17 protein-coding genes and 2 tRNA genes are annotated in these 26,582 nt (G+C 71.6%); 11 read left to right on the top strand and 8 right to left on the bottom strand.

Annotated elements, in window-relative coordinates; translation table 11 throughout:
* The 4 genes from IT293_00995 to IT293_01010 form a co-directional block, all read right to left on the bottom strand.
* On the bottom strand, positions 1–2,205 hold a 2,205-nt coding region (locus IT293_00995), incomplete at its 3' end, for a hypothetical protein (GenBank protein MCC6763214.1).
* Positions 2,206–2,365: 160 nt separating this feature from the next.
* Positions 2,366–6,073: a DUF4215 domain-containing protein gene (locus tag IT293_01000; protein MCC6763215.1), complete on the bottom strand. Its 3,708-nt coding sequence runs from the start codon at positions 6,071–6,073 to the stop codon at positions 2,366–2,368.
* A gap of 38 nt (positions 6,074–6,111) precedes the next feature.
* Complete coding sequence (locus tag IT293_01005) at positions 6,112–8,034, bottom strand: hypothetical protein (GenBank protein MCC6763216.1); 1,923 nt, start codon at positions 8,032–8,034, stop codon at positions 6,112–6,114.
* A 1-nt stretch (position 8,035) separates the two neighbouring features.
* Positions 8,036–10,183, bottom strand: a complete 2,148-nt coding sequence (locus IT293_01010; protein ID MCC6763217.1) for a hypothetical protein — start codon at positions 10,181–10,183, stop codon at positions 8,036–8,038.
* A 688-nt stretch (positions 10,184–10,871) separates the two neighbouring features.
* Here IT293_01010 and IT293_01015 point away from each other — a divergent pair.
* Positions 10,872–12,860, top strand: a complete 1,989-nt coding sequence (locus IT293_01015) for an ATP-grasp domain-containing protein (GenBank protein ID MCC6763218.1) — start codon at positions 10,872–10,874, stop codon at positions 12,858–12,860.
* A 74-nt stretch (positions 12,861–12,934) separates the two neighbouring features.
* Here the strand turns inward: IT293_01015 and IT293_01020 are convergent, their stop codons facing one another.
* Positions 12,935–14,125 carry a hypothetical protein gene (locus IT293_01020; protein ID MCC6763219.1) on the bottom strand — a complete coding sequence of 397 codons (1,191 nt, stop codon included), beginning with the start codon at positions 14,123–14,125 and terminating at the stop codon, positions 12,935–12,937.
* Positions 14,126–14,344: 219 nt separating this feature from the next.
* On the opposite strand from IT293_01020, the gene IT293_01025 reads away from it, so the two are divergent.
* The 4 genes from IT293_01025 to IT293_01040 all read left to right on the top strand — a co-directional run bounded on the left by IT293_01025 (position 14,345) and on the right by IT293_01040 (position 20,643).
* Positions 14,345–15,103 (top strand): enoyl-CoA hydratase/isomerase family protein, encoded by a 759-nt coding sequence (locus IT293_01025; GenBank protein MCC6763220.1) that lies wholly within the window; start codon positions 14,345–14,347, stop codon positions 15,101–15,103.
* 43 nt (positions 15,104–15,146) lie between these two features.
* Positions 15,147–16,904: a DUF1446 domain-containing protein gene (locus IT293_01030; protein MCC6763221.1), complete on the top strand. Its 1,758-nt coding sequence runs from the start codon at positions 15,147–15,149 to the stop codon at positions 16,902–16,904.
* A gap of 133 nt (positions 16,905–17,037) precedes the next feature.
* Complete coding sequence (locus IT293_01035; protein ID MCC6763222.1) at positions 17,038–19,845, top strand: hypothetical protein; 2,808 nt, start codon at positions 17,038–17,040, stop codon at positions 19,843–19,845.
* A 129-nt stretch (positions 19,846–19,974) separates the two neighbouring features.
* On the top strand, positions 19,975–20,643 hold the full coding sequence (locus IT293_01040; protein ID MCC6763223.1) for an HAD-IA family hydrolase: 669 nt from the start codon (positions 19,975–19,977) through the stop codon (positions 20,641–20,643).
* Between the two features lie 61 nt (positions 20,644–20,704).
* Here IT293_01040 and IT293_01045 read toward each other — a convergent pair whose 3' ends face one another.
* The 3 genes from IT293_01045 to IT293_01055 all read right to left on the bottom strand — a co-directional run bounded on the left by IT293_01045 (position 20,705) and on the right by IT293_01055 (position 23,148).
* Complete coding sequence (locus tag IT293_01045) at positions 20,705–21,745, bottom strand: sulfotransferase (protein MCC6763224.1); 1,041 nt, start codon at positions 21,743–21,745, stop codon at positions 20,705–20,707.
* A 67-nt stretch (positions 21,746–21,812) separates the two neighbouring features.
* Positions 21,813–22,136, bottom strand: coding sequence for a hypothetical protein (locus tag IT293_01050; protein MCC6763225.1), 324 nt, complete (start codon positions 22,134–22,136; stop codon positions 21,813–21,815).
* A 37-nt stretch (positions 22,137–22,173) separates the two neighbouring features.
* Positions 22,174–23,148 (bottom strand): EamA family transporter, encoded by a 975-nt coding sequence (locus IT293_01055; protein ID MCC6763226.1) that lies wholly within the window; start codon positions 23,146–23,148, stop codon positions 22,174–22,176.
* Positions 23,149–23,217: 69 nt separating this feature from the next.
* Between IT293_01055 and IT293_01060 the strand changes: the two genes are divergently transcribed.
* The 6 genes from IT293_01060 to IT293_01085 all read left to right on the top strand — a co-directional run bounded on the left by IT293_01060 (position 23,218) and on the right by IT293_01085 (position 26,410).
* Positions 23,218–23,670 carry a nucleoside deaminase gene (locus IT293_01060; GenBank protein MCC6763227.1) on the top strand — a complete coding sequence of 151 codons (453 nt, stop codon included), beginning with the start codon at positions 23,218–23,220 and terminating at the stop codon, positions 23,668–23,670.
* A 70-nt stretch (positions 23,671–23,740) separates the two neighbouring features.
* A complete protein-coding gene (locus IT293_01065) occupies positions 23,741–24,655 on the top strand; it encodes a Ku protein (protein MCC6763228.1) in 915 nt (304 codons plus the stop codon).
* Positions 24,652–25,521, top strand: coding sequence for a tetratricopeptide repeat protein (locus tag IT293_01070; GenBank protein MCC6763229.1), 870 nt, complete (start codon positions 24,652–24,654; stop codon positions 25,519–25,521). Before IT293_01065 ends, IT293_01070 begins: the two co-directional genes overlap by 4 nt.
* 54 nt (positions 25,522–25,575) lie before the next feature.
* Positions 25,576–26,043, top strand: coding sequence for a nitroreductase family deazaflavin-dependent oxidoreductase (locus IT293_01075; GenBank protein ID MCC6763230.1), 468 nt, complete (start codon positions 25,576–25,578; stop codon positions 26,041–26,043).
* A gap of 138 nt (positions 26,044–26,181) precedes the next feature.
* Positions 26,182–26,268: transfer RNA gene (locus tag IT293_01080), tRNA-Ser, on the top strand.
* A 55-nt stretch (positions 26,269–26,323) separates the two neighbouring features.
* Positions 26,324–26,410: transfer RNA gene (locus IT293_01085), tRNA-Ser, on the top strand.
* Positions 26,411–26,582 lie beyond the last annotated feature (172 nt).

The following is a 26,582-nucleotide window of genomic DNA, read 5'->3' on the forward strand; positions in this document are numbered from 1 at the left end:
CGGGGTCGGAGTCGCCGTGCGGGTCGCGGTCGTCGTGGCCGACGCGACCGGCGTCGCGGTGGCTGACACGGTCGCGGTCGGAACCGGGGTTGCGGTCGGCGACACGGTCACGGTCGCGGTTGCCGTGCCGGTCGGGGTCGGAGTCGCCGTGCGGGTCGCGGTCGTCGTGGCCGACGCGACCGGCGTCGCGGTGGCTGATACGGTCGCGGTCGGAACCGGGGTTGCGGTCGGCGACACGGTCACGGTCGCGGTCGTCGTGGCGGTCGGGGTCGGAGTCGCCGTGCGGGTCGCGGTCGTCGTGGCCGACGCGACCGGCGTCGCGGTGGCTGACACGGTCGCCGTGGCCGTGGTCGTGGCGGTCCTGGTGGCCGTAGGGATCGGCGGCGCGGTCCGCTGCGGAGTCGGCGTCGGAGTGACGCAGAGAAGCTGATTGCAGGCGGCGTTGCAGCACGCTCCGTCGGCGGCGGCGCCCTTGTCGCAGACCTCGCCCGTTTGACGGATGCCGTCACCGCAGACGGGACAGTTCGGGTATGGGCCGGTTGCGACCACGCTGTCCACTCGCGGCGGGTTGAACACCGTGCCGCCGGCGAGCACCGGGTTCGCTCCGGCCGGGTGGATGGTCGTGTTCGTCCCGCCCGGTCCGGCGAGGTACTGCGAGTTGCTGCCGAGCTGCATCGCGCGCTTCGAGATCAGGTCGATGCTCGCACCCCCGTTGATCCCGTTCAGGGTGCCGGCGGTGCCGTCCATCTTCACGTTCGAGGCCACGGAGAGCGCGCAGGCCGCGAGAGAGATCGACTGCCGCGAGGAACTTCCGATGCCGCCGCTGGCGTCGAGGTTCTTCTGGACGGACAGCGTCCCGGCGTTCCCGGCGTCGGAAGCAATGCCGGCGGCGAACGCCATGAACCCGCCGTCGCCGGTCGCGCTCAGGGCGTCGGCGGTGAGAAGCCCGTTCAACACCACGGCGCGGCCGGCCTCGCCGTAGATCTCGCCCCCGGCGTCGTAGCCGCTCGCGTTGATCGCCGCTGTGATCGTGAGGTCGCGTCCCGCCGACGCGTCGAAGGTGCCGCCGTCGCCGCCGGCGTTGCCGCCGTTCATCGAGACGATCCCGGTGACCTGGATGTCGCCCTCGTCCGGCCCGAGCGTGAAGTATCCGGTGTCGCCCGAGTCGAGCGATACGGTCCCGCCGGAGCCGTCGAAGTTGGTGCCCGCGTCGACCCGGATCACCATGCCGGCCCCGGTGAAGCGGATGTCGCCGAGGGCCAGGACGCCGACCTCGCCGCCGTCGCCGGCGAACTGATCGGTCGTGCTGCCGCGCAGCACGAACGACGCGCTCGTCACCAGGGTGTCCCCGCCCGGAACGACGCCGCCGATCTCGTCCACGCCGCTCGTGATGTCGATCATGCCTCCGAAGCCGGCGCCGACACTGCTATCGGCGTTGATCGTTCCGTTGTTGATGACGACGTCGTCGCCGGCCAGGATCGCCATCTCGCCGCCGTCGCCGCCGCCGCCGCTCACGTCGACGCTGCGGTTCACGGTGACGGTCCGCGCCGCCGTGATGTCGAGCGTGCCGCCCGTCCCTTGATTCGCGCCGGCCAGCACGACGTCGCCGTTGATGGTCACGTTGCCGGCGTTCGAGATGATCTCGAGTTCGCCGCCGTCGGTGTAGAGCATGCCGAGATCGGGGAACGAGCTCACGCCGCGACCCGTCACGGAAGATCCCGACTCGAGCGTCACGTTCCCGGCTCCGACCAGCCGGACCGTTCCGGCGCTGTCGCCGGTGACGTCGATCTGGCCATCGATGCTGACGACGCCCGAGCCCGTGAGCGACACGAGCCCGCCCTGCACGATGAACCCGTTCGGCTGTACGAAATCGCCGCGGGCATTCAGCTTGCCGGTCGAGGTGACCGTGATGTTCCCCGCGTTCACTACGCGGATGAACCCGAGGCCCGTCATCTGGAAGTTCTTCTCGAAGCTGACCGCCCGCCCGCCGAGGTCGAACTCGCAGCCCCCGGCAGTCACCTCGATCGCCGTGGTCACCCGCACGAGCGCCGCCGTGCAGCTGCCGGAAGCGCAGAGCACGTTGGTGGTGTTGACGACGGCGTCGGCGCCGCAGGTGCGCGAGACCGCCCCGGCTTCGCTCGCGACGGCGAGGCACGCCAGGATGGTGAGAATCCGGAGACGGCGGTGAGCGGCGGTGGCGAGCACTCTGATCCGATGAAGGAGAGGGGCGACCCGAATCCGTGAAGCTCCTAGCGGTGCGGCACGCGCATGGTCAAGGCACGAGGCCGCGAAACGAAAACGGCCGACGGCCCCATGGCGCCGTCGGCCGTCCCGAAGGAATGGAGGGGAAGCGCCCTCCCCGGAGTCAGGGGGTGGGGACGAGATTCACGTAGAGCGACAGGAACTCGCCCGAGCGCGTCACCTCGAGCCCGGAGAGGCTCAGGCCGAAGAACTCGGGGAGCGGGAAGCTGCCGAGGCCGCCGGCGAGCGACGGAACGAGGGTCGCGATCAACGGCGGCAGGACGTCCTGCTCGAGTGCGGCTTCGTTCACGCCGAGCGGATTCAGCAGCACCGCCACCGTGATGTCGCTCGTGGCCGGCGTCGAAAGGTTGAACTGCAATCCGCCGCCTGCGAAGGCGAAGTTCATGCCGAGCTTCGCGTCGACGGCGCCGCGCAGCACCTCGAGGTTGCTGCCGTCGTTCTGCACGATCGAGACGAGGAGATGCGCGAACTTGAGCGTGGCGAGCTCACCCGACGGACCCGCCTGCGCGAGCACGATGGGGGCGAGCGTCGGCTTGACGTCGATGCGGAACGGCGTCGCCGGGGGATAGGCGGCGAACTCCGGCATGATGATCGAGAGCACCTGCGCCGTGAGCGGCACGACGCCGGTGCCGAGATCGAGGCTGCTGATGCTCGTCACCAGGAGACCGCACTCGGTCTGCGCCTTGAGGAGCTGGTTGAAGCCCTCACTGGAGATCGCGATCGCGAGCCCGTACGGCACGTTGCCGATCGGCGTGTTGGTCGGGAAGCTCGGCGTGCCTTCGCTGACCGCGAGCGACGCGGTGAGGTTCGGGGCGCCGGCGGGCGGCTGGCATTGGCCGGGTCCCGTGCCGATCGAGGAGGTGAACTCGCCGTCCGAGATGAAGCTGATGCCGTTGACGTCCTCGTTCACCGCGTTCAGCGGCGCCTCGAAGTTGACGCTGAGCGCCTGGCCGACCGGACCGGCGATCGTGATGCCGGCGAGCGCCGCCTCGATGGCGTCGCCGATCGGACCGTCTTGCGGGCCGCTCCCATCGGGATCCTCCAGGTAGCCCTTCATGGCATCGACGGTGAGCTGCTCGAGGTCCGGCAGGAAGGCTTGGATGATGGAACCGACCACTGGGAGATCGCACGTCCCTCCGTAGCTCGCGGTGAACGCGGTGAAGCTCACGCCGAGGGCGCCCTGCTGGTTCACGTCGATGTTGGCGGGATCGGCTGCCAGCGGCGACATCGTATAGTCGCCGGTGAACGTCGCGGAGTTCGCGTGGATGGCGATGTCGCAGCTCGGAACGAGCCCGGAGCCGGTCAGGTACACGTTCACGCGGATGTCGTTCACGGTGATCACCGTGCGCACGAAATTGGCCATCGAGTCCGCCGCGAACGCGAAGCTCTGGAAGGAGGGGGACGGATCGCGGACCGTGACCGTCGCGCGGCCGAGACACCCGAGGATGCCGCCGTCGACGAAGCACTCGTCGTTGATGAGCACGGTGCCGACCGGCACGAGCGCGCCGAGGTCGAGGCCGGAGCCCGCGAGGTCGGCCATGAGCGGCTCGACGGTGTTGAGGCCCGTGTCGGTGACGCGGAGCCCCACGCTCGAAGGTGAGTTGGCGCCGTCCGCGATCGACGCGCCGCGGATCACCACCACCCGGGCGTTCGCCGCGCTCCCGTTCACGGTGTCCACCACGTGGGCGCGGATCGGGTTGAAGACGCTGGCTGCGCTGAGCGAGACCGACGTCGTGAAGGACCCGTCGCCCGCGACCGTGACCGGCGCGCCGTTCACGGTGAGGGAAGCCTGGGCGGGCGGAAGGTTCACCACCTGACCGGTCACGGTCACCGACGAGGCGGTCGTGAAGATGCCGTGCGCGGGCGACGTGATGGTCACGCTGAACGGCGTGCAGACGCTCGGCGCGCCGGTGCAGACGTAGCCCGGTTCGATGCCGCATACGGCGTTGCACCCGTCGCCGAGGGCCGTGTTGTCGTCGTCGCAGACCTCGGCGCCGCGGAGGAGCCCGTCGCCGCAGATGGGGTCGCACCCGCTCGGCTCGCCGTCGCAGGTCCAGCCGGCTTCGATCGTGCAGGTCGCGCCGCAGCCGTCGCCCGGGAGGACGTCGCCGTCGTCGCAGACCTCGGTGCCGCTGATGAGACCGTTGCCGCAGACCGCCGTGCAGACGCTCGGTTCTCCGACGCAGAGGTAGCCGTCCTCGGCGGTGCATACCGAGCTGCAGCCGTCACCGGAGCCGAGGTTGTGGTCGTCGCAGCCCTCGCTGCCCCGGAGGAGGCCGTCGCCGCACACCGTGTTGCAGCCGCTCGGCTGGCCGGCGCAGAGCCAGCCGCCCTCGATGGTGCAGCCGGCGCTGCACCCGTCCCCGGGATCGAGACCGCCGTCGTCGCAGGCTTCACCGGGCTTGATCAGGCCGTCGCCGCAGACGGTGGTGCAGAGGCTCGGCTCGCCGGTGCAGAGCCATCCCGCCTCGGGCGTGCACGTGGCGTTGCAGCCATCGCCGCCGCCGAGGTCGCCGTCGTCGCAGAGCTCGCCGCCGCGGAGCAGGCCGTCGCCGCAGATCGGCGAGCAGCCGGTCGGCTCGGCCCCGTTGCAGGTCCATCCGGTTTCGATGCTGCAGGTCGCGCTGCACCCGTCGCCGGGGAGGAGCCCGCCGTCGTCGCAGACCTCGCCACTGCGCCTGAGGCCATCGCCGCAGATCGCGGAGCACACGCTCGGCTCGCCGGGACAGCTGTAGCCGGCCTCGACCTGGCAGGCGGCGTTGCACCCGTCGCCGGAAGTGGTGTTGTCGTCGTCGCAGGCCTCGCCGCCGCTCACGATGCCGTCGCCGCAGACGGGCGCGCACGTGCTCGGCGCGCCGCCGCAGGTCCAGCCGCTCTCGACCTCGCAGCCAGGGCTGCAGCCGTCGCCGGGGATCTGGTTGCCGTCGTCGCATCCCTCGTCGGTCTCGACGTCGGCGTCGCCGCACTCCGGCGGCTCGGCGCAGCTCTCGTTGCCGTCGTTGCCATCGTCGAAGAGGTCGCAGTCGCGCGCGAGCCCGTCGACGTCGTTCAGGAGCGTGCAGATCCGGCAGCGCACGCGCTCATCGGCGCACGCCGCGATCCCGGCGGACGTGGACGCCGCGCAGCCCGGGAAGGCCTGGGCAAGCGGCACGCCGCGGCCGGCGCACGCCGACTCGATCTTCGCGGCCGGCACGGTCACACACGTCTTCGTCATCTTGCCACCGGTCGGGTCGGGCTGGATGACGCCGGTGCCGAGGCAGGCCGCCTGCAGCTCGACGGCGTCGGTCACGAAGCCGCGTTTCAGCCCTTCCTTCTTGCACTTGTTGAAGGAATTGATGCGGAAGTCCTCGCACTTCGCCGCCGCCTTGAGGAGCGCCGTCTGGCAGGCCATCACGTTCGAGTCGGTCGCGAGCACCGGGTCCGGCGTGGCGCCGAAGAGATCCTGGAGGAGCGCCTGGCTCATCTCGACGGCGCGCGCTCCGTGGAGGTTGATGCTCGGCGGGCCGAAGACGGGCGGGAGCCCGCCACACTTGTTGTCGGCCGAGATCAGCGCGCCGAGCGTTGCCTTCTGGACCGCCGGCCCGGCGGCGATGCACTGCGCGACCGTCTGGATGCCGAGGAGTCCGCCCGCCTTCTTCGCGACGCACGCCCGCAGCTCTTTCGAGGCCGCGAGCGTCACCTTGCGCATGCCCTTGTTGATGGCGTTGACGCAGGCGCCGGTGTCGCTCGCATGCTGTGCCGCCGCGAGCGTGGGAAACGATAGCGCGAGCGCCGCCAGCGCCAGCCAGAGCTTCGAGGGGGTAGTCGTCACAAAACGCCTCCTACGTGCTGCCTCCCGGCACCGCACCGTCAGTGACACGTGATCTCGAGAGTGACCGCCGCGTCGTAGTACTCCGGCGCGCCCGGGAACTGGGCAATGTCGATGACCGGTAGCGCTCCGACGAGCTTCAAGCCGTTGAGACTATTGGCCCCGGCGACGATCTGGTTGCAAGCACGCGGCGCGCCGGTCACCTGGGTGATGCAGCTCGCACAGCCCGACCCTGCGTGGTCGAGCAGGCTGTCCGCCACGTTGTTGGCATCGTACACCGTTCCGCGCGCGACGCCCGTCGTGAAGAACGCGCTCAGCGTCGCCGGCTGGCTGTAGGTGTCGTCGGCCGTGCACTGGATCCCGTCGACACCGACGTCGCTCACGAGACGGAGTGTCAGCAGCTCGTTGAGCCGCACGTCACCGTTGTCGAACGCGCCGCTCTCCGCGAACTCCGTCGGGCTGTTGCACGTCCCGGCATGCGGCGAGTTCGGGTTGCAGGTCGAGCCCGGTCCTTCCAGGCACGCAGCGTCGACGGCGCCGGAGGGGTCCGTCCGCGTGTCGTCGCACCCGGGATCCTGCGGCAGCCCGCCGTTCCCGCCGGGAGCGGTATTCGTGTTGTGATCGGCCCGGGCCTGGTAGTCGAGGTTCGGATCGCCGCCGTTGCAGTCGATCTTGCCCGTGCCGTCGATACCGGCGCTCTCGACGCAGATGCGCACGTGGTTGCCGGCCAGATTGATGTCGATCGGGTTGAAGACCATCGAGCTCGCGGGGACGGTGAGCTGACGCGCGCCGCTTCCGTCCTGGCCGCTCAGCTGGATCGTTTGCGAGCCGCTGAGACCACCCGGGCCTGTCGCGGTCTGGATGCGGAGGTTGCCGAGGGGGGTGCCCTTCAGCTGGAGCGAGAGCTTGCTGTCGCTGGAGGCGAAGGTACACGTACGCGAGATCGGCGTCCCGGTCGGGGTCGGGGTCGGGGTACGGGTCGGAGTCGGCGTCCGGGTCACCGTCGGCGTCGCGGTGACCCCCACGGTGAAGGTCGGCGTCGCCGTCGGCGTGAGCGTCGGGGTCGGGGTCGGCGCGGTCGAGGTCGGCGTCACGGTCGCCGTCGCGTTGCTCGTGAAGGTCGGCGTCGGCGTCGGCCCCGAGGGGTTCAGCTGGGCCGCGATGCAGAGCTCGAACGGCTTCTTCACGTCGAGTGCTTCGCTGCCGAACTGGTTGGCGGTGTAGGCGCGGATAGGCGTGAAGGTCGTCTGCAGCTTCACGGAGTAGCAAAGAAGATGCTCCGAGTGCAGCTCCGCGCCGGGTTCCTCGTCCGCCTTGTTGGTCGGGACGCAGAGCTTGCGCGGTTTCATCACGTTCACGGAGAGCGGGCCGAACTGGTCGTGGACGACCGTAGCGAGGCGCGGCACGAACTTGGGCGTCTTCGGGGAGGTGCGGATCTTGTAGCAGGTGAAGTGGTCGGTCACGGGGCCGCTCAACGCGCTCGGCGGCGAGCTGAGGCTCTTCGCGCTCGGCACCAGCAGCCGCTCGGGCTTGAGAAGGTCGATCGTGAGTTCACCCCAGACATCGGCGGTCGTCTGATTGAGCAGCTTGGCGAACTTGCCGGTCCCGGGTACGCGCTTGATCTGGTAGCTCTCGAGGTGCTCGGTGTGCGTCGGGGCGCTCGGGTCGCTCCCGTCGACATTCGCCGGGTTGCAGAGGTCGGTCGGCTTCGTGACCGAGAACAGCCACTCGCCGAAACGATCCGACATGACGAGGAAGGGAATGGGCAGAAACTTTGCCGTACCCGCCGCCGTCTTCGACTGGTAGCACTGGAAATGGTCGAGTGGCGGAGGGCTTTGAGCCCCCGCTTCGGATACGAGACTGCTCGTCGTCGCGCGGGGAGGGATTCCTCGATCGAGTCCGAGCGCTCCGGCCGCCAGCGCGAGGCCGATTCCGAGAAAACGGGCCACGGCGGTCGTCTTCATTTCAATCGGCCTTGTCGCTGAACTTGCTCGGCGATTGCGTCGTCGGCGGGCCGCTGTAGACGGCCTCCCAGCAGAGTCCGTCACCGTTCTGGATCTGCACGGTGAGGGGCTGCCCGAGGGTCGTGAGATCGGGCATGGCGAGCGCCGTGCCGCGCGCCGTGAACTGGATCTGGGCCTTCGCGAGCGCGCCCTCCTTCAGCTTCAACTGATAGCCTCCGTCCGGCGTCAGCTCCTTATCCTTGTACTGGAAACCCTTGGAGCCGCTCGCCTTCCAGCACGGCTTCCCGGCGCAGGTTCCGCCGGCCGGGTTGGTGATCTCGAAGCGCAGGCCCGACGGATCGTAGATGCACACCTGGTAGTTGGTGCCGGCGAGCGGCGCGCCCCACTCGGCGAGGGTGGTGCGCTCGCCCTTCAGCCACTTCCACTTGATGGTGTCTTTCACGCCACCCTTCTTGGCGAGCTGGATCGACGCCTTCCCGGGCACGAAGGGCCGTCGGCATCCGGAGAGCGGCCCCGTGGTGCATCCGAGCCCGGGCTCGACCTGGCACGTCGCCGAGCACCCGTCACCGGCGTCGAGGTTCGCGTCGTCGCATTGCTCGCCGCAGCCGCCCTGCAGCGTGCCGTCGCCGCAGAGCTGCGAATCGCCGGTGCAGACACCGGCCAGGCAGACGTCGTCGAGCGTACAGGCATTGCCGTCGCTGCAGGTCGTCCCGTCGTTCTCGAGCGCGTCGGCGGGACAGGCGATGTCGCCGCCGGTGCAGGTCTCCTCGATGTCGCAGTCGCCGGCGTCCGGCCGGCAGACCGTGGAGGCCGGCGCGACGGCGTCGGCAGGACAATCGGCGGCGGCGCCGGTGCAGCTCTCCGCCGCGTCACAGACATCGGCCGCGGCCCGGCACTCGACGCTGCTCGGTTGGAAGGCATCCGTCGGGCAGTCGTCAGCAACGCCGTCGCAGATCTCTTCGGTGTCGCAGACGCCGGCCACCGCGCGGCAGGACGCCGTACTCTTCGTGTCGGGCGGACAGAAAATGCCGAAACCGTCGCAGGTCTCCGCGAGGTCGCAGACGCCGTTCGCCGGACGACACACCGTGGTGTTGGGGGCGAGCTGGTCGGCGGGACAGGCGTCGCCGACGCCGTCGCACGACTCGGCGACGTCGCAGAAGCCGCCGGCGGGCCGGCAGACGCTCGAGCTCTTCGAGTCGCCGGGGCAGGTGGCGCTCGATCCGGTGCAGGTCTCCTCCACGTCGCACACGCCGGCCGCCGAGCGGCAGACCGTGGCGCTCGACTGGAAGACGTCGGCGGGGCACGCCGCGCCGGAGCCGGTGCAGCTCTCGGCGACGTCGCAGACCCCCGCCGTCGAACGACAGACCACCGAGCTCGAGGCAAAGCCGTCTCCCGGACACGTCGGGCTCGAACCGGTGCAGTTCTCCGCGACGTCGCACGGACCGCCCGCGGCGCGGCACACGGTCGCGCTGTTGAGGAATCCGTCCGGCGGACACGCCGCCGCCGCGCCGGTGCAATTCTCGGCGGCGTCGCAGACACCGCCCGCCGCCGCCCGACACACCACCGAGCTCGGCTGGAAGGCATTGCCGGGACACGTGGCGGAGCTCCCGGTACAGTTCTCGGCCACGTCGCAGACGCCGCCCGCGGCGCGGCACTGGGTCCCCGCGCTCGTGAAGTGGCAGGTCGAGTTGCAGCAGGCGCTGCCGCTGATCGCGACGTCGCATTGCTCGCCCTGCGCGCTGTCGACGGCGCCGTTGCCGCAGAGGCTCGTCAGCGTGACGGTCACGAAGTGGCCGTCGCTCGCCTGGGTGCGGCTCGGGCTCCCGGGGTAGCCGCAGGCGTCGCAGCCGCTCGTCGAACCGGCGCCCTCGCCGAGCCGGACCGCGGCCTCGCAGGAGTTGCTGCGCGTCGTCCCGCTCCACGTGAAGGTCAGGCTGTGCGCCTGGGAGGTGCCGTTGCTGACGTCGTCGATGCGCGCCGTCGCGGTCTGGTTGAAGGGGCCGCTCACGTCGGAGCCGCCGTTCGGGACGGAGCCGGGATCGGCGAGATTCAGCGAGCCCGAGGTGAGCGTCCCGCCGCTCTGCGAGCCGGCGACGCCGCTGATGTCGGCCGCGCCATCGCAGCCCGAAACGTCGTTCCGGCGGTTCATGTCGCCGGTCCGCTGGGTATCGACCGTCAGGTAGTACGCGCCCGGCGCCGTGACGTTGAACGAGAGATTGTGCTGGGCCGTGCCGTTGGTGTCGCGCGTGGTCCAGATGCCGACGTCCGCGTTCAGGTTCCACGCGAAGCGGGTCTTGAACTGGGTCCCGTTGTTGATCTGGACCGCGACCGACGAGTTCCGCGACCCGTCGCCGCTATTGGAGTTCGCCGTCGATCCGGCGGTGCTCGCGGATCCGCCCGAGATGGATTGGGCCTGGACGCTCCCGAGGCCGAAGCTCGACGTAACGAGGGTCGCGAGTACGGTGACGAGCGTCTTCCTGATTGCGGTCATGCGACGGATCCTCCGTGGCGGGCTCGGGCCCCCCGCGTTGTGTTGGGATTCTTGGGTAATGAAGCCGAGGCGCTCGGCGATTCGGCACGGCACTGCGTCCGCGGATCGCGATGCGGAAAGATCCCGCGGTCGCGAACGCAGAGCCCCCTTACGCGGGAAACGTCGCTTTCGTCAAGCAAAATCGCATGGAAGCCGCGTGTTCGGCGGCCGTCCGGCGCACCGATCGCAGGCGTTCCGCGGAGCCCGGGTGGCGCACGTGCTACAGCGGCTCCGCCTCACGCACCTGCACCTCGCGATCGGGCGAACGCTGGCGTGCCGGTGCCGCGCCCGCTAAGGAAGCGGCCCCATGCCGGCACCCATTCGCAAGGTCCTGGTCGCGAATCGCGGCGAGATCGCGCGGCGCGTCCTGCGCACCGTGCGCGCGATGGGTCTCGCGAGCGTCGCGGTCTACTCCGACGCCGACGCGGGGGCGCCGCACGTCGCCGAAGCCGACGAGGCCGTGCGCATCGGACCGGCGCCGAGCCGCGAGTCGTATCTGGCGATCGACCGCATCCTCGAGGCGGCGCGCGCGACGGGCGCCGACGCCATCCACCCCGGCTACGGGTTCCTCTCGGAGAATGCCGAGTTCGCGGCGCGGGTGGCCGAGGCCGGGCGGGTGTTCGTCGGCCCCCCCGTCGAGGCGATCCGCCGCATGGGCAGCAAGATCGCGGCGAAGGAGATCATGGCCGCCGCCGGGGTTCCGGTGGTTCCCGGAGCATCGCTCGCCGAACTCCCTCTCAAGGAGAGCCTCGCCGCCGCGCGTGGCATCGGATTCCCGATTCTGATCAAGGCGTCCGCGGGCGGCGGCGGGAAGGGCATGCGGATCGTCCGCGAGGAAGCGGCTTTCACCGACGCGATCGCCACCGCCCGCCGCGAGGCCGAGAACGCCTTCGGCGACGGCACGCTGCTGATCGAGCGCTACTTCGACGCGCCCCGCCACGTCGAGATCCAGATCTTCGGCGACCCGCACGGCAACGTCGTCCATCTCGGCGAGCGCGAGTGCTCGATCCAACGCCGCTATCAGAAGATCATCGAGGAGGCGCCGTCGCCCGCGGTGGATACCGAGCTCCGCACCCGCATGGGAGAGGCCGCGGTCGCCGCCGCGCGCGCGATCGGCTACGTCGGCGCGGGTACGGTCGAGTTCATCCTCGACCAGGAGGGCGCGTTCTACTTCCTCGAGGTCAACACGCGGCTCCAGGTGGAGCACCCGGTCACCGAGGCCGTCACGGGCCTCGACCTGGTGCGCTGGCAGATCCTGGTCGCGGCGGGCGCCCCGTTGCCGTTGGTGCAAGCGGACGTCGGGCTGCGCGGTCATGCCATCGAGGCCCGTCTCTACGCCGAGGATCCCGCGGGCGACTTCCTCCCGGCGACCGGCGCCGTCGCGCTCTGGCAGCCGCTCGACCTCCCCGGCGTACGCTACGACAGCGGCGTCGAGTCGGGGAGCGAGGTCGGCGTCCACTACGATCCGCTGCTCGCGAAGATCATCGCCCACGCGCCGACCCGCGCTGAGGCAACCCGCCTCCTGCGGCGGGCGCTCGCCGGGCTCGGCGTCGGGCCGATCACCACCAACCGCGATTTCCTCCTCGCCGTGCTCGACCACGAGGCGTTCGGAGTCGGGGCGCTGCACACGCATTTCATCGAGCAACACCTCCCGCCCGCGGCGCGGCGTACGCCGCGGACGCCGGCGCACGATCGGATCCACGCGATCGCGGCGGCGCTCTGGGAGCACGCCCGCCGGCGGCGTGCGGGAGGGCCGCTGCCGGAGAGCCTGCCGTCCGGATGGCGCAACAGCCGCTGGCGCGCGCAGGACGCCGCCTACCTCGTCGGCGGCGAGCCGGTGGAAGTCCGGTACGTCGCGGAGCCCGGCGACCGCTTCGTGCTCGAGGGCGATCCGCCCGCGAGCGCGTTGGTACACGCGGTCGACGGGCGCGGCATCGCGGTCGAGATCGACGGCGTCCGGCGCCGGTTCGCGGTGGTCGCCTGCGATGACGCGCTCGTGGTCCACGGTCCCCTCGGCACTGCGGCGCTCGTCCCGGTTCCGCGCTTCCCGCCGGCCGAGCGCGAGGACCTCGCCGGCGGTTGTCTCGCGCCGATGACGGGCATCATCCGCGAGGTGAGGGTGAGCGAAGGCGACGAGGTGGAAAAGGGGACCGTGCTCCTGGTCCTCGAAGCCATGAAGATGGAGCACCAGATGATCGCCCGCGATGTCGGCGTCGTGAAGCAGGTGCGCGTCGAGGTGGGCCAGATGGTCGATCCGGACGAGGTGCTCGTCGTCGTGGAGCCCCGCGAGTCGTAGCGCGGGCGCAACCGTCGAGAACCGTTGAGTCGTAACGGGCGGGTGGCCCGATGTTTCGGTGCGCGCGAAAACGATTACGCCGCGGCCATGCGGGTGCGGGCCAGCGCTTCGGCGACGAGGATGCCCACTTTCGACTCGATCCCGAACGACGTGTGGGTGCCGCCGTGCCATTCGATGCGGGGGCGGTCCCAATGCTCCCAGAGAGCGCGGATCTGGCCCGTCGGGACGATGCGATCGGCGACGCCGCCAAAGATGAACAGGCGGTCGCTCGCCACGCGCGGCGCGAGCGCCAGCGGCGACACGAGACGCAGGAGGCGCCCGACCTCGTCGAACGAGATGCCGAAGCGCTCGACGAATCCGCGAACGAAGGGCGGAACGTGCCGCTCCACCAGTCCCATGACGTCGACCATCGGCATTCCCGCGATGACGCACGCGAGGTCGTCCTCGAGGCCCGCCGTGAGCGCCGCGACGCCGCCGCCGAGCGAAAGGCCGTAGAGCCCGACCGGCATACCGTCGCGGGCGCGGAGCCACGCGAGCAGCCGGCGGAGGTCCCACACGGCCTGAGCCTTCAGGTGCACGAGGTCGAGGATCTCGCCCGAGAAGAGGCCCTCGCCGCTCCGCCATCCGCTCGCGCGCGGGCCGTGCAGGGGCAGGACGGGCAACGCCAGGTTCACGCCGAGCGTTTCGTGCAGCCAGCGCGGACTGAACTGGAAGAAGCCCGTGAGCGGTGAGCCCGTGCGATAGCCGTGCAGGCACACCAGCCAGGGGCGCGGCGGGCCGGGATGCTGCAGGAGCCAGACGTGCCCGGTGCGATTCGCGGTGCGGTCGTGCCAGCGGTCGCCGCCCGGCTCGCCCGCGCGGGGCTCGAACTCGCTCGCGAAGGTCAGGTGGCGATACGTTCGTCCGAAGCTCGAGGCGTCTGCGAGCGCGCGCGGCTCGAGGGCGGGCGGCCGCGCGTGGTAGCTCCTCGGATCGGCGAGCCATCCGGCCTCGTCGAAGAACGCGAGCGCATCGCCGATCTCGGCGCGCAGACGCTCGCGATCGGCCCCCTTCACGAAGCGCGCGAGGAGCACCTCGCTCATGAAGAAGATCTCGTCCACGATGACCTTCGCGGCAACGAGCGGCGAGCGCCCGATGCCCGGCAGGTCGGGGGCCATCTCCCCGCAGGGGGCGGGCGGCAGGAGCCAGCGGGTGGCAAGGACGCTCGGCGCGAGCAGGGCGCGCACGGCAACTTCGAGGGCAAGAGCGGTGGCGTCGTGGATCATCGATCCTCTCCGGACGAGCTCTAGGCTACCACGCGGACACGCCGCCGTATGCGCGTCGTCGTACGACGCGAGCGGATGATCGCGAGGCATGGGAGTGAATGCCGTTCATGGGCGACTCCCCGGGGGGTGCGATCCTTTACGCCGGTCCGCGCGCGGTTGTAAAGCTCGCAAGCACGACGCCATCGCACCCGCCAGCGAGGAGGACATGTGACGACGACGATGACGCGGTACGAGCTGCGAGAGGGCGCGGCCTGGATCGTCCTCGACTCTCCGGAGAACCGCAACGCCCTTTCGGCCCCGCTCGTCGCCGAGGTCGGGGCCCACCTGCAAACGGCCTTTGCCGACCCCGCGGCGCGCGCGATCGTGCTGACGGGCACCGGATCGGCCTTCTGCGCCGGGGCCGACCTCAAGAACCGCGGCGACGCGGTAGCCCCGGGGAGCGGAGCGACGAACCCTTTCGTCGGGATCCTACGGGCGATGTGGGACGGCCCGAAGCCGGTGATCGTGGCCGCGAACGGCCACGCGTTCGGCGGCGGCGTCGGCCTCGTGGCCGCGGCCGACATCGCGATCGCCGTGGACTCCGCGACCCTGAGCTTCAGCGAGGTCCGGGTCGGCGTCGTTCCGGCGATGATCTCGGTGGTGGTGCTTCCGAAGCTCGGCGTGCACCAGGCGATGCGCCTCTTCCTGACCGGCGCGCGTTTCTCGGCGGCGGAGGCGCGCGACTACGGGCTCGTGCATCGGGTCGTGCCGGCGGGCGGCCTCACCGCGGCGGTGCAGGCCGAAGTCGACGCGATCGCCCTCGGCGGGCCGAACGCCGTCAGGGAAGCGAAGCGGCTGATCCGCACCGTGAGCCGGCTCTCGATGGACGAGGGCTTTGCGTACGCCGAGGCCAAGATCGCCGAGCTCTTCGCGTCGCCCGAGGCGGCGGAGGGGATGACGGCGTTCGCGACCAAGCGCAAGCCGAGCTGGGCGAGCTGACACCGGTGTGGAAGAGCGGAATCCGTCGGGATAGGACGTTGCGATGACCGACATCCTGCGCATCGCGAATTGCAGCGGCTTCTACGGCGACCGCCTGAGCGCGGCTCGCGAGATGGTCGAGGGCGGACCGATCGACGTCCTGACCGGCGACTACCTCGCCGAGCTGACGTTGATGATCCTGCTGAAGGACAAGTTGAAGGACGGATCGCTCGGCTACGCGCGCACCTTCCTCCGCCAGCTCGAGGAGATCGCGGTCGCGTGCAAGGAGCGCGGCATCAAGATCGTCGTGAACGCCGGCGGCCTGAACCCGGCCGGCTGCGCGGAAGCGGCGCGCGCGCTCTACCAGAAGCTCGGCGTCCACGCGGTCGTCGCCCACCTCGAAGGCGACGACATCCTGTCGAAGCTCGACGCGCTGCAAGCGGGCGGCGAGAAGCTCACGCACCTCGACCAGGGTCTGCCGCTCGCCGAGCTGAAGGCGCCGGTGCTGTCCGCGAATGCGTACCTCGGCGGCTGGGGCATCGCGGCCGCCCTCGAGCGCGGGGCCGACCTCGTGATCTGTCCGCGCGTCACCGACGCCGCGCTCACGCTCGGACCGGCGGCGTGGAAGCACGGCTGGAGCCGCGACGACTGGGACCGGCTCGCGGCGGGCGTCGTCGCGGGCCACATCATCGAATGCGGCGCGCAGACGACCGGCGGCAACTACGCCTTCTTCAAGGAGGTGCCCGACCTCGCGCACCCCGGGTTCCCGATCGCCGAGATGCGCGCCGACGGCAGCTTCGTGATCACCAAGCATCCCGGAACGGGCGGGCTCGTCTCGGTGGGCACCGTCACGGCGCAGCTGCTCTACGAGATCGGCGGGCCGCTCTATCCGAACCCCGACGTGACCGCGCGCTTCGACACGATCCGCCTCGCGCAGGAAGGCCCGGACCGCGTGCTCGTGCACGGCATCAAGGGCGAGCCGCCCCCGCCGACGACGAAGGTCTGCGTCAACTACTTCGGCGGCTACAAGAACAGCATGACCTTCGTGCTCGCCGGCCTCGACATCGAGGAGAAGGCCAGGCTCGCGGAAAACACGCTCTGGACCCTCGTCGGCGGACGCGAGCGCTTCGCGGAGACGCGCGCGACGCTGCGGCGCGGCGACCGTCCGGACCCGGGCACCAACGAGGAAGCCTTCGCCTACCTCACCATCAGCGTGAAGGACCCCGATGCGGCCAAGGTCGGCCGCGCGTTCTCCGGAAAGGTCGTCGAGATGGCGCTCGCGAGCTATCCCGGGTTCTTCATGACGAGCCCGCCGATCGACGCATCGCAGATCGGCGTCTACTGGCCGACGCTCGTGCCGTCGGCGGCGGTCGAGCAGCGGCTCGTAATCGGCGGGACGTCGATCCCGGTTCCGCACGTCGATCCGCCTGCGACGTTCGCGAAGCCGACGGCGCCGGCGATCGCGCTTCCCCCCGCGCCGGCGGGCCCGACGCGCGACGTGCCGCTCGGCGCGGTCTGCGGCGCGCGCTCGGGCGACAAGGGTGGCAACGGCAACGTCGGCGTCTGGGTGCGGACGCCCGCGGCGTACCGCTGGCTCGCGGACTATCTCACCGTCGGCCGCCTGCGCGAGCTGTTGAGCGAGGCGCGGACGCTCGAGGTGGACCGCTTCGACTTCCCGAACCTCCTCGCGCTCAACTTCGTGCTCAAAGGGTTCCTCGGCGACGGTGTCGCGGCTTCCCTCCGCAGCGATCCGCAAGCGAAGAGTCTCGGCGAGTACCTGCGCGCCAAGGTCGTACCGATCCCGGTCGCGCTCCTCGGCTGAGGTCGCGTCACACGGCTGACCCGGAGCTTTTTGCCGGGTCGTTTCGTCCCCCCGGCGGCGCGCGCGCCCGGCGCGGAGCGCCGCGGCCGCGGGCATGGAACCTGCTCTCCTTCGATGCGGGGAGGCGGGAACGATGCCGGGCGGAGGTTGGCGGATCCTGGTCGGCGTCGCGGTGCTCGCGGGCATGCCCGCGCTCGCGACGCGGGCCGGCGCAGCGGCCCCGGTCTTCGGGCCGGCCGCGCCGATCGTCGCCGACGCCGCGACCGACGCCGGCAACGATACGGCGCCGCGCATCGTGACCGACGGGCACGGCGCGTGGGTCACGCTCTGGGCGGCGACCCGCGGCGCAGGCGGCATGCTCGGCGCCGACTCCGACGTGCTGGCGGCGCGCTCGCGCGACCTCGGCATTTCGTGGAGCCTGCCGGTCGCGGTGAACGTGGACGCCGCGACCGACGGCGAGTTCGACTTCGCGCCCGCGCTCGCCACCGACGGACGGGGCCTCTGGATGGCCGTCTGGGTCGCGACCAACAGCCTCGACACGGACCTCTTCACGGCGCGCTCGACCGACGACGGGCAGAGTTGGAGCGCGAAGCAGCCGCTCCACATCGACGCCGGGAGCGACGCGGCCAACGACGACCACCCGCAGATCGTGACCGATGGCCTCGGCACCTGGGTCGTCGTGTGGGACGCCAACGAGCGCACCGGCAGCGACCGCGACGTCTTCGTCGCGCGCTCCGTCGACGGGGGCTTCACCTGGAGCCCGCCGGCGCCCGTCGGCGCCAACGCGGCGACCGATCGGGGCGGCGACCAGCGGCCGCAACTCGCCACCGACGGCCATGGACGCTGGGTCGTCGTCTGGGCTTCGAGCGACACGCTCGGCGGCACCAAAGGGAACGACTTCGACGTCCTCACCGCCCGCTCGACCGACGGCGCCGCGACCTGGAGCCCGCCGGCGCTCCTGAACGGCAACGCGGCGGGCGACCGGGGCCTCGATGATCGGCCGCAGATCGCGACCGACGGCGCGGGAACGTGGGTCGCGGCGTGGGTTTCCGACGAGGACCTCGCCGGTGCGCTCGGCTCCGACCTCGACGTGCTGACGGCGCGCTCGACCGACGGCGGCATCACGTGGGGCGCGCCCGCCGCGCTCAACGCCAACGCCGCCATCGACGCCGGGGAGGACGGCGCCCCCGCGCTCGCGACCGACGGCGGAACGTGGGTGGCGGTCTGGGAGTCGACCGACACGCTCGGCGGCACCCTCGGCGGCGACTACGATGTGCTGGTGGCGCACTCGATCGACGGCGGCGCGCACTGGTCGGCGCCGCGGGCGCTCGATCCCGACGCCGGGGGCGACACGCGGCGCGACGTGGCGCCGCAGCTCGCCGCGGCCGACGGGGTCTGGAACGCGGTCTGGTCGATGAGCGCGGGCGCATTCGGGGCGGACGCGGACGTCGTACGGGCGGGCGGACGCGAGCGCTGCGGCGACGGCGTCGTCGATCCGGGCGAGCAGTGCGACGACGGCAACGTCCACGGCGGCGACGGGTGTCCCGCGAGCTGCGAGTTCCCGCCGCTGGTTGCGACGCCGACGCCGGCCGCGACACCGGATGCCGGCGCTACGACCGGCGGCGGCGAGGCCACGCCCACCGCGGCGGGAAGCGGAACTCCCGGGCCGGCGCCGAGCGACGGTGCAAGCCCGACGCCGACGGGCAGTCCCGCCGGGACGGATACGCCGAGCCCGAGCGCGGGCGAGGCGGCGACTCCGGCGCCGAGCGCAAGCGGTCAAGCCGCGCCGACGAGCACGGGAAGCGCGGGCAGCACGCCGTCCGGCGATCCGTCCGAGACCCCGACCCCCGCTCCGACGCCGACGGCGACGGCGAGCACCGCTCCGGGAGGCGGCGGAGGTCCGACCAGCGGCGCGACGCCCCGTCCCGCGCCGACCTTCGCGGGCAGCCTGGCGGGCGCGCCGCGCGCGAAGGCCGCGGTCGGATGTCAGCGCGCCCTCTTCAAGGCCGGCGTACAGCTCGTCGGGGCCCGACTCGGCAACCTCGGAAGCTGCGGCCGCGCCGTCCACCGCTGCGTGCAGACCAAGCCCGGCGACGCCGGCTGCCTCGCCAAGGCGGCCACGCGCTGCCGGAGCGCGCTCGGAGCCCTCGCGTCCGCCGACCGCAAGCAGTCCGCGGCGGCCCGCAAGCGTTGCGGAGGAACCGTGCCCCTCGCCGACGTGCTGGCGCCGGCCGGTCTCGGCTACGGCGGCGCCGCCTGCGGCGCGGAGGCCGCCTCGCTCGACGATCTCCTCGCCTGCGTCGTCGGGAGCCATGCCTGCGCGAGCGCCGGCATCTTCGAGATCCTGCAACCGCGCGCGAAGGAGCTGCTGCGCCTTCCGGGCATGAACGCGTCGACGCTCGACAGCGTCGTCTGTCTCCCCGACCACGGCGGCGACGGCGCGGCCGTCGGCGATCCCGGCGGAGAGGGGAAGGCGCTCGACGCCTGCACCGCCGCGGTCGTACGGGCGGGGACGACGTTCGCGAAGAAACGCCTCGCGCGCCTCGCGAAATGCGTCGACGGGGTCTTCACCTGCGTCCAGATCGCTCCCGACGACGGCGCCTGTCTCGCGAAGGCGCGTACGAAGTGCGACCAGGGCGCGGCGGCGAGCAGCGCCGAGGAACGCGCCCTCACGCGCGCCGTGACGCAGCGTTGCGGCGAGTCGCTGATCCCGTACGCCACCCTGCGGGCGGCGCGCGCCGCGAACCTCGACGCGCTCGACGCCACGTGTGCCGCCGTCGACGTTCCGTCGCTCGCGTCGCTCGCCGACTACCAGCAATGCGTCCTGCGGACCGGCGCCTGTCGCGTCGAGGCGCTCCTCGCCGCGCAGGCGCCGCGCGCCGACGAGCTGCTCGCGATGGTGGGGCACTCCCTCGCGAGCTCCGGCTGCCCGCCGCGCTGACCTCCGGCCGGCTCCGTACCGCCGCGGCGCGGGAGGCGGATCACCTCGCGGCGCGCGCGGCTCGCGTTCTCGCCGGGAGTTGCTACTCTCGCCCCTCATGCCGACCGATCGCGCCGCGGGCGCCGCCGCGTGAGCCTCGCGCGCCCCGTTACCCACGTCGTCTTCGACATGGACGGCGTGCTGCTCGACACCGAGCGGTTCTACACCGAGGTGACCCAGGCGATCGTCGGCCGGTTCGGGAAGCGCTTCGACTGGTCGATCAAGGGCAACATGATCGGCCGTCCCGCCATCGACTCCGCCCGATACCTCGTGCGGACGCTGGCGCTCCCCATGGCTCCCGAAGCGTACCTCCGCGAGCGCGAGGCGATGCTGGAGCGCTTGTTCCCCGACGCCCGGCCGATGCCGGGCGCGCTCGAACTCACCGCGGCGCTCGCCGCGCGCGGCGTGCCCCAGGCGGTCGCGACGAGCTCGAACACGCGGCTCTTCGCACTGAAGACCCTCCGCCACGGCGAGTGGTTCCGGCGGGTGTTCTCCGCGGTGGTCCTCGGCGACGATCCGCGGGTCGGGCGCGGCAAGCCCGCGCCCGACATCTTCCTCGTCGCGGCCCGCGAGCTTGGCGCCGATCCCGCCGCCTGCCTCGTCGTCGAGGACGCCCCCGCGGGCGTCGCCGCCGCGCACGCCGCCGGCATGCAGGTCCTCGTGGTGCCCGATCCGGGAATGGACCGCGAGCGCTATCGCGACGCCGAGCTCGTCGTCGAGTCGCTCGCCGACGTCACGCCCGCGATGCTCGGCCTCTGACCGGCGTTCCTCGCTCGATGCCGACGCGCGCGACGGGTCGCGCGCCGCGTGCGGGTCGCGGTCAGCCGCGCAGGAGCACGTCGCACACGAGTCGAACGCGTTTCACCACGCGGCCGAACGCGTTCTCCTGGATGTTCCGCCGCAGCATCACGAGAGCCTTGCGCTGCAACCGGTACCGGTCGAAGAAGGGCGGCTTCGGCGCCGGCTTGGCGCCGGCGCGCGCCGCGGCCTCCACCGGCGCGAAGACGCTCGCGCGCGGGAAGCCCCAGGTCTCGAGGTCTCCGTCGGGAATCGCGCCCACCATGTCGCGGACGATCGCGAGCTTCGCGGGATCGCCGGCCAGCTCGTGTGCCCACTTCTCGACCGAATCCGTGACGGGCCGGGAGTGCCGCTGCACGCCGAGCGGGTCGCCGAGGCCCTTCGACTCGTGCTCGTGCTTGCCGTAGTCGATCGCCCCGGCCTCGAACGGAACGCCGAGGAACTCGAAGACCCTCCGCATCTCGGCTTCCGGATCCTGCACCAGGGCTTCGTAGCCGACGCGCACGAACGGTACCGTCCGGTCTCGAATGAAGCGCGCCATCGCCGGGACGTAGCGGTTCAGGACCGGGTTGAACTTGCGCGCCGCCACGTAGTCGCCGTCGAAGAAGGAGTTGGCGTAGGAGCTCCAGATCGCCGCGGGGTGCCGCGTCAGCACCACGTAGCGTGCCCGCGGGTAGAGCTTGGCGATGAACGGCAGGACCAGCGCGTTGGCGGGCGTCTTGTCCAGGAAGAACCGCTTGCCCTTGCCGCGCGCCGCCAGCATCCGGCCGTACAGCACGTCGGTGTAGGCGCGACACGCGTCGAGGTAGTCGGCCTCGCCGCCCGGTAGGTCGCCCACGAACTCGCGCACCGACTGCTGCGCCTGCAGGTGATCGAAGGGCGCCTGATCGACGGTGTCGTAGAAGCCGAGGTGGGCGAGGGGCGTCAACAGGTGCGGCTCCGCCCGGCTGTAGATCGCCGAGTGCGAGCTCAGCATGCGCATGAGCAGCGTCGAGCCCGAGCGCGGCGGCCCGATCACGAAGATCAGCGCGGACTGCATGTCGGCGGGGACGGGGGAGCTCACGGGGACCAGATCTCCGGTACGGCCGCGTGATTGTAGCGGGGCGCGCCGCGCCCGGTAAGGCGGGAACTCAGTTGCCCCGGACGCGCAGCTCGACGGCGGCCACCTCGTCGAGATCGATCAGGACGTCGTAGAACTCCTTGCCGGCGATCTGCGTGAGGAGCACGGTCTCGCCCCCGACGGTCCCGAGCTTGCCGCGGTACGACTTGCCGTTCGCGAGGACGATCTCGACGTCGCGGCCCGCGCCGAGCTTGCCGAGCGCCGCGCCGATGTCGCCCGCGGCCGACAGTCCGGGCTTGCCGTCTTCGGCATACGCCATGGCGCCTGCACCGACGGCGAGCGCCGCCGCGAGCACCGCCGTTCGCATGAACCGCATCGTCCGAGTGGTCGTCATGATCGCTCCTCCGCCGGGCGTCGTACGGCCGCGTCTTCTACGCAGGGGCGTCCACGGGGTCAACCACGGACCCCGCGGGCCTCCGTGCCGGCACGCGCGCCGTCGTCACGAGCGCGACGGCCACCACCACGATCGCCGAGCCGACGAGGATCGCCGGCGTGATCGGCTCGTCGAGGAGCCACCACCCGAGCAGCAGCGCGATCACCGGGTTCACGTAGGCGTAGGTCGCCGCCTGAGCCGCCGGCACGTTCGCGAGCAGCCAGACGTAGGCGGTGAAACCGATCCACGATCCGACGACGACCAGGTACGCGATCGCGGCGAGCCCGGCGGCATCCAAGCGCGCCGCGAAGACGCCGCCGGTCGCGGTGCCGATTGCGAGGAACATGACGCCCGCGAAGAGCATCTCCCACGCCGTCACCGTCACCGGATCGGCGCGGATGCCGGCGTGGCGGGCGTAGATCGAGCCGCACGACCAGGAGAACGACGCGACCAGGAGCGCGAACGTCCCGGCGAAGTCGCCGCCGGCGCTCGGACGCGCCAGCACGGCGACCCCGGCGAAGCCGAGCAGGATGCCGGCGACGGCGGCCGCGGGGAGGCGCTCGCGCGCCGGCGGCAGCGCCGCGAGCCCGGCCATCCAGATCGGCACGGTGGCGACGACGAGCGCCGCGAGGCCGGAGGGTACCGATTGCTCCGCCCACACCACCAGACCGTTGCCGCCGATCAGCATGGCGAACGCGATGAGCGCGATGGCGCGCTTCTCGCGGCGGCTCGTCGGCGCCAGGCGACCGGCGGCCGCAAGCGCCGCGAGCATCGCGCCTCCCGCCACGAGGAACCGCAGCCCCGCGAGCACCGTCGGCGGCAGGTGGCCGACGCCGACGCGGATCGCGAGGTAGGTCGAGCCCCAGGCCACGTAGACCGCCGCGAGAGCGAGGGCGACGAGACGGCGGGGCGGAGCGGACGACATCGGGCCGACGAGCGTGCGGCGCGCGCGCCGCTCAGTCAATCGCGCCACGCGGCGCGGCCGCTTCGGGCGTCGTGGGACGCGTTGCGCTTCGCCCGCGGCTCCGGCACGGCTGGGCGCATGCAGGCCGAACACGAAGCGTGGATGGCACGCGCGCTCGCCGAGGCGGCGCGCGCCGGCGCGGCGGGCGAGGTCCCCATCGGCGCCGTCGTGGTGCGGGAGGGGCGCCTTCTCGGCGCGGGGGGCAACGCCCCGATCACGACGACGGATCCGACCGCGCACGCCGAGGTCGTCGCGCTCCGCGCCGCCGCGCGCGCCGCCGGCAACTACCGCTTGCCGGGCGCGGTCCTGTACGCGACCGTCGAGCCGTGCGCGATGTGCGTCGGGGCGGCACTGCACGCCCGCATCGCGACGATCGTCTTCGGCTGCCCCGACCCGAAGGGAGGCGCGGCGGGCTCGGTCGTCGATCTGACGCAGGACCCGCGGTTGAACCACCGCATCGTCGTGGTGACGGGGGTCGCCGAGGAGGCGTGCCGTCACCTGCTCCGGGAGTTCTTTTCCGCGCGCCGCTAGGATCCGGCCCGTTCGCTGCTACCGATCCACGCGCGCCGTATGCTAGACGGGTGGTCGGAAGGGGGAGGGTATGGCCGCACGTTCGATCGGCTCGGGAACGATCAGCTTCGGACTGGTGTCGATTCCCGTACGCCTGTACGTCGCGACGAGCTCCGAATCGCTCTCGTTCAACATGCTCCACCAGCCCTGTCGGAGCCGCATCAAGCAGCAGCTCTTCTGTCCCACCTGCGAGCGCGTCGTCGAGCGTCGCGAGATCGTGAAAGGCTACCAGTTCTCGAAAGACCAGTACGTCCTCTTCACCGACGAGGAGCTGAAAGCGCTCGAAGCGGCGGCCAATCGCTCGATCGACATCCAGGAGTTCGTCCCGCTCGCGAAGGTCGATCCCCTCTACTTCGAGAACGCGCACTACCTCGGCCCCGAGACGGGCGCCGAGAAGGCCTACCGTCTCCTGGCGCAGTCCATGCGCGACACCGGCAAAGGCGCGGTCGCGCAATGGACGAGCCACGGCAAGGAGCATCTCGTGCTCATCCGGGCGCTCGACGCCGGCCTCGTGATGCACGCGCTCTACTACGCCGACGAGGTGCGCGGCCTCGCGGAGATCACCGACGCCGTCGGGGCGGCCCCGGCGCGTCCCGCCGAGGTCGACCTCGCGCGCAAGCTCATCGAGCAGCTCTCCAACGACGCGTTCCGCCCCGAAACCTACCACGACGCCCATCGCGGCCGCGTGCAGGCGCTTGTCGAGCAGAAGATCGCCGGCCGGGAGGTCGCGGAGGCACCCGGCGCCGCCGCGCCGCGGGCGCGGGTCATCGATCTCATGGACGCCTTGAAGGAGAGTCTCGCGCGCGGACGGGCGCCGAGGAGTCGTGCCGCCGCGAGCAAGGGCGAGCACGGCGCCAAGCCCCCGACCGCGCGCCGACCGACCGCCGCCGCTCGCGCCGCCGAGAGCGGCGCGGCGGCGAAGCGCGCCCGCAAAAAATCGGGGTGAACGCTCCCGCGACGCAACGGCCGCCGCATTTCGACACCGCGCAGGCGGCGCGTATCCTCGGCGTCACGCCGCGCCGGCTGCGGCAATGCGTCGGGGCGGGACTCCTCGAGCCGCCGCGCGATCCGCGCGGGCGCATGCGGTTCGGCTTCGTCGATCTCGTCGTGCTGCGCACGATGCGCGGGCTCATGGCCAAGGGTGTGCCCGTGCCGCAGATCGCGCGCGTGCTCGGCTCGCTCCGCCGCCAGATCGGCGACCGGGCGCTCACCGAGCTCACGATCTACGCCGACGGCCGGCGCGTCGTCGCGTGGGACGGCCGCAGCCGGTGGCAACCGGACTCGGGGCAGTTCCTCTTCAACTTCGACGTCGCCCGCGTCGTGCGCGGCGCGAATCGCGTGGCGGCGCTCGCGCCGCGCCGTCGCGACAAGTCGGACGCGCCGCCCGAGCCGCCGAACGCGAGCGCCGAGGAATGGTGCGACCTCGCGATGGAGCTCGAGCACGAATCTCCGATCGAGGCGCAGGCGGCCTACCGCCACGCCCTCGAGCGCGACCCGACGTCCATCATGGCGCACATCAACCTCGGATGCCTGCTGCATGCCGCCGGGCATCACGGCCCCGCCGAGCGTCACTACCGGAAGGCGTTGAAGCACGCCCCGGAGCACGCCCTCGCCTGGTACAACTTGGGCGTCCTGCTCGAGGACCGCCAGCGTCCCGACGAGGCGCTGCCCGCGTACGAGCGGGCGATCGCCGCCGACGCCGGGCTCGCCGACGCGCACTACAACGCGGCGCTCCTCTACGAGCGCGCCGGACGCAAGCAGGACGCCGTCCGCCACTTCGCGATCTACCGACGGCTCGAGCGGACGCGCTGACGCCCCCAACTCCTCGACCGTGAGTCCCGACCACCCCTTCCAGGAGGCGACACGATGAAAGAGGCCCGACCCTTCAGCGCGACCGAGGTCGCGATCGCCAAACCCGTCATCCGCGTCATGAGCCGCCTGAACACCTGGGCGTACCGGCTGAGCGGCGGACGGCTCTTCGGCAAGTGGATCCACGGCGAGCCGATCGCGCTCGTGACCGTGACCGGGCGGAAGACGGGCCGCGCCCTGACGGTGCCGCTCGTGTATCTCCGCGACGGGGACCGGTTGGTCCTCGTCGCGTCGAAGGGCGGAATGGACCAGCACCCGCTCTGGTACCTGAACATGCGCGCGCATCCCGACGTGGAGGTACAGATCGGGCAGGGGGTCCGCCGCATGCGCGCGCGCACCGCCGACGGCGCGGAGCGCGCCCACTACTGGCCGAAGCTCGTCGCCCTGAACCGGGACTTCGACCAGTACCAGGCGCGCGCCCGGCCGGCGCGCGAGATCCCGGTCGTCATCCTATCGCCGGCGTAGCCACGCGACCCGGGGATGCCGCGCGCCGCGTCCACACGGCGAGCATCGCGCCCTCGAGCGGCCTTGCCGCGGGCGTCCGGAGACTTGACAGTCTCGCTGATACAGGAGAACCAGGACGGGAGCGGGTTGCGGTCGCACGGAGAGGTGCGTGAGCCCGGTTGAAACGGCACGACTCGAAATCGTGTGAGGCGAAAGCTTCCGTGGGTTCGAATCCCACCCTCTCCGTTCTCTCGTTCCGGTCGTTGGCGGTGCGCATCGTCCTCGTGGCGGTGCGACGGTTGGAGAGGTGTCCGAGTGGCTGAAGGAGCACGCTTGGAAAGCGTGTGTAGGGTAACACCTACCGTGGGTTCGAATCCCACCCTCTCCGTTGTCTTCCCCGCGGGCCCGGCGGTCAGAGGTTGTGAAGAAATCCCCGGACCGAGCCGGGCGAAGAGCGCCGAGCAGCGCAAGGAGCAACCCGCAGGAATACCTGGAAGGTATTCCGAGGACGTGCGACGCCGCGATGCGACGGCGCTCTGAAGCCCGGCGACGGGAGGGGA

It is taken from the genome of Deltaproteobacteria bacterium, from assembly GCA_020848745.1.
Classification (GTDB): Bacteria; Desulfobacterota; Binatia; order UTPRO1; family UTPRO1; genus UTPRO1.